The 3,780-nt window shown below is 30.1% G+C and carries 3 protein-coding genes; all 3 read left to right on the top strand.

The window, feature by feature from the left end:
* On the top strand, positions 1–671 hold a 671-nt coding region (locus tag U9R42_13680; protein MEA3497072.1), incomplete at its 5' end, for a hypothetical protein.
* A 283-nt stretch (positions 672–954) separates the two neighbouring features.
* Positions 955–2,310 carry an adenylosuccinate lyase gene (gene purB / locus U9R42_13675; protein ID MEA3497071.1) on the top strand — a complete coding sequence of 452 codons (1,356 nt, stop codon included), beginning with the start codon at positions 955–957 and terminating at the stop codon, positions 2,308–2,310.
* A 40-nt stretch (positions 2,311–2,350) separates the two neighbouring features.
* Positions 2,351–3,780 (top strand): D-alanyl-D-alanine carboxypeptidase/D-alanyl-D-alanine-endopeptidase (gene dacB / locus U9R42_13670; protein ID MEA3497070.1); only part of this gene is annotated, 1,430 nt, incomplete at its 3' end.

Genomic DNA, 3,780 nt, shown 5'->3' with positions numbered 1-3,780 from the left:
TTACATTTATTATTTTGTTTTTAGCATTTTCATTTACTGTTTTTTCACAAGAATGTGAAGCATATATTCCAATAAAAGTAGGTTCAAAATATGAAACTCAGTATTTTGATAAAAAAGATAAACTTACCAGTACTTCTACTTCTGAAGTTCTTTCCGTAAAAACAGTTAATGGGAAACAGGAAATTGTTATTGAATCTGAATCATTTGATAATGGTGAAAGTATTGGGAAGACAGAAGTAACTTATTATTGTGATGGTGAAAATTTTGTAGTTGATATGAAAGGAATGCTTAGTGAAGAACAACTGCAACCTTATGAGGCAATGGATATTGAGTACAAAGTAGAAAATTTAATATATCCCAAAAAGATGACAGATGGTATGACATTGCCCGATGCATTAGTAGAAGCGGTGGTATTAAATGAAGGAATGAAAATAATTACTCTTAGAGTTGATGTTACTAATACAAAAGTAGCAACAGAATCTATTACAGTACCTGCCGGAACTTATAAAGCCTATAAAGTTACTTCAGATGTTCTTACAAAAATTGGTTTTATTAAGGTTTATGTCAAAACTGTAAAATGGTTGGTTAAAGATGTAGGATTTGTAAGAACAGAAACCTATAGTAAAAGAGGAAAATTGATGTCATATTCTGTTATTTCTAGAATTTGGTAATGCGTAAAGAATTTGAATTATAGGTAATAGGGGAAAATATTGTTTTCTTTGTGAGGAAAAAATTGTTACTCCTCAGTAGGTATAAAATATTGAGACTTAAAGATATGCCTCAGACGTAGTTTTACTTCTTATTACACTTAGCATGTCTTCGACAGACGAAGTCTGAGGCTTTTATTTTTTGCAAAGTTGCTGAGGAGTAACAAAAATTTAACATTATCAAGATAATTAAATTTCATAAGCAAAGAATCAAAGCATATTCTTAATTTTGAAAGAAAAATTATATATGTCAGAATTCAATTTATTAGCTATTTCACCTATTGACGGCAGATATGCCGAAAAGACAAAAGTATTGTCAAATTATTTTTCCGAGTATGCTCTTATTCGTTATAGGGTGTATGTTGAAGTAGAGTATTTCATAGAATTGTGTGAATTGCCTTTGCCTGAGCTAAAGGGATTTAATGCAAATGATTTTGAAAAATTGAGAGATATTTATTCGAATTTTTCTGTGGAAGATGCTCAAAGAATAAAAGAAATAGAATCCACTACAAACCATGATGTAAAGGCTGTTGAGTATTTTTTGAAAGAATATTTTGATAAAAACAAATGGTCGGATTTTAAAGAATTTATTCATTTCGGACTTACATCTCAGGACATAAATAATACTGCTGTTCCCTTGTCAATTCTTGATGGAGTTCACAAAAATTATATCCCGTTTTTGTTTAACACTATGAAATTATTGAAAAACAAAGCGGTTGAATGGAAGGACATTTCAATGCTTTCAAGAACTCACGGACAAGCTGCCAGCCCTACAAAACTTGGAAAAGAAATAATGGTGTTTGTTGACAGGCTCGAAGAGCAAACAAAACTATTGAAGGCAATTTCTGCAAAAGCAAAATTTGGAGGTGCATCAGGGAATTTTAATGCCCATTATGTCGCATATCCCGAAATTGATTGGATGGAATTTGCCGATTCTTTTATGTTCAAACTTGGATTACAAAGACAAAAGTTTACAACACAAATTGAGCATTACGATAATATTTCTGCACTTTTTGATAATCTTAAAAGAATCAATACCATACTTTTAGACCTTTGTCGTGATATGTGGACATATATTTCTTTAGGATATTTTAAACAAAAAATTAAAAAGAATGAAGTAGGTTCTTCTGCTATGCCTCATAAAGTTAATCCTATTGATTTTGAAAATGCAGAAGGAAATATTGGTATTGCAAATTCACTTTTTGAACATTTAAGTGCAAAATTACCAGTTTCAAGATTACAACGAGACCTCACGGATTCAACTGTTACACGAAATATTGGAGTGCCTGTTGCACATTCATTAATTGCTTTAAAATCAATTGACAAAGGGGTTGAAAAACTTCAGTTAAACAAAGATATAATTGATGAAGACCTCGAAAATAATTGGGCTGTTGTAGCAGAAGCTATTCAAACTATTTTACGGAAAATTTCTTATCCAAACCCTTATGAAGCACTTAAGGAGCTGACTCGTACAAACAAGGGAATTGACAAATCATCAATACATAAATTTATTAATAGTCTTGATATTTCAAAAGAAACTAAAGAGCAGTTGTTGAAAATTACTCCTTTTAATTACACAGGTAAATATCCTGAATTTAAATAATATGTGAATGTTATTGCTCATTTTCTAAATTAATATATTTATGAAAAAAATCCTATTCCTATTTTTATCATTAATATTTCTTTTTGCCTGTGGGCAAAACCAAGAAAATAAAGTAGTTGAAAAAAATATAGCTAAGCAAAGCAAAAAGGAATTAAAAGGTTCAAAAGTATTTTCTGATAAGGATAGTTCCAATGTATTGCAAAAGGTAATAGAGGCTTTTATAAATGATTCTGTTTTTTATAACTCATCAATTAGTTTTTATTTTACGGATATTGATAGTGAAAAAAATATTATTTCATACAATCCTGATTTGAGCTTAGTTCCTGCTTCGTCATTAAAACTATTAACAACTGCCACGGCATTTGAAATTCTTGGAAAAAACAAGCGATTTGTTACAAAGATTGAATATGATGGTGAAATTGATACTGAAACACAAACGCTTAACGGAAATATTTATATTAAAGGAGGAGGTGATCCTGCACTTGGCTCAAAAGTATATAAAAATACATATTACGAACCTGACTTTTTAATCCAATGGGTTGAGGCAATAAAAAATGTGGGTATAAAAAAGATAAACGGAAATATTATTGCTGATGCTCAGATTTTTGATACGGAAATAGTTCCTACAAGCTGGACATGGGAAGATATTGCTGCATACTACGGCACGGCTGCATCAGGATTGTCAATTTTTGAAAACAAATTTAAATTGAGTTTTGACCCTTCTATAAAATGCGAATATTTAGTTGACTCAAATAAAATGGATCCTTTTATTCCTGAATTAAAAATCGTTAATAAAATAAGATTAGTTAATGAAGGTTTTTATCTTGATATTTTAGGTCAATATTACAGTAATCACAGGGTTATTCATGGTGTTGCAGGAAAAAAAAATGAAGAATTGGAAATTGAAGCTTCTATCCCTGACCCACCATATATTGTAGCTTTTTATTTGATGCAAAAATTGAAAGAAAATGAAGTAGAAGTTAATGGTGAAGCAACAAGTATTAGAAGATTATTATTAAAAAACGAAAATACAAATTCAGAAAAAAGACAGTTTATTTGTGAAACAAAATCTCCTCGTCTTTCATCTTTAATTTATAGAACAAATATGAATAGTAATAATCTTTATGCAGAGCATTTTGTAAAACATATTGCATTAAAAAAGACAAAATATGATGGAATTGATTTCGGCTCTGATGTTGAAATTAAGTTTTGGAAATCAAAAGGAATTGATGTCAGAGGTCTTAAAATATTTGACGGTTGTGGTATTTCAAGAAAAAACAAAGTAACGGTTAGGCAACTTGCTGACATTTGTGTTTTTATGAAAAAAAATAGTTCATCTTTTAATGATTTTTATCGTTCTTTACCCGAGTCGGGTAATAGCGGAACGCTTAAGTCTTTTTGTAAAAATACTTCTGCTCACGGAAAAATTAAAGCCAAAAGTGGCTCAATGTCAGGAGTGAAAAGTTATGC

It is taken from the genome of Bacteroidota bacterium (assembly GCA_034723125.1).
In the GTDB taxonomy this organism is placed as follows: domain Bacteria; phylum Bacteroidota; class Bacteroidia; order CAILMK01; family JAAYUY01; genus JAYEOP01.
Note: the sequence above shows the minus strand (reverse complement) of the source record. Positions and strands in the feature narration are given on the sequence as shown.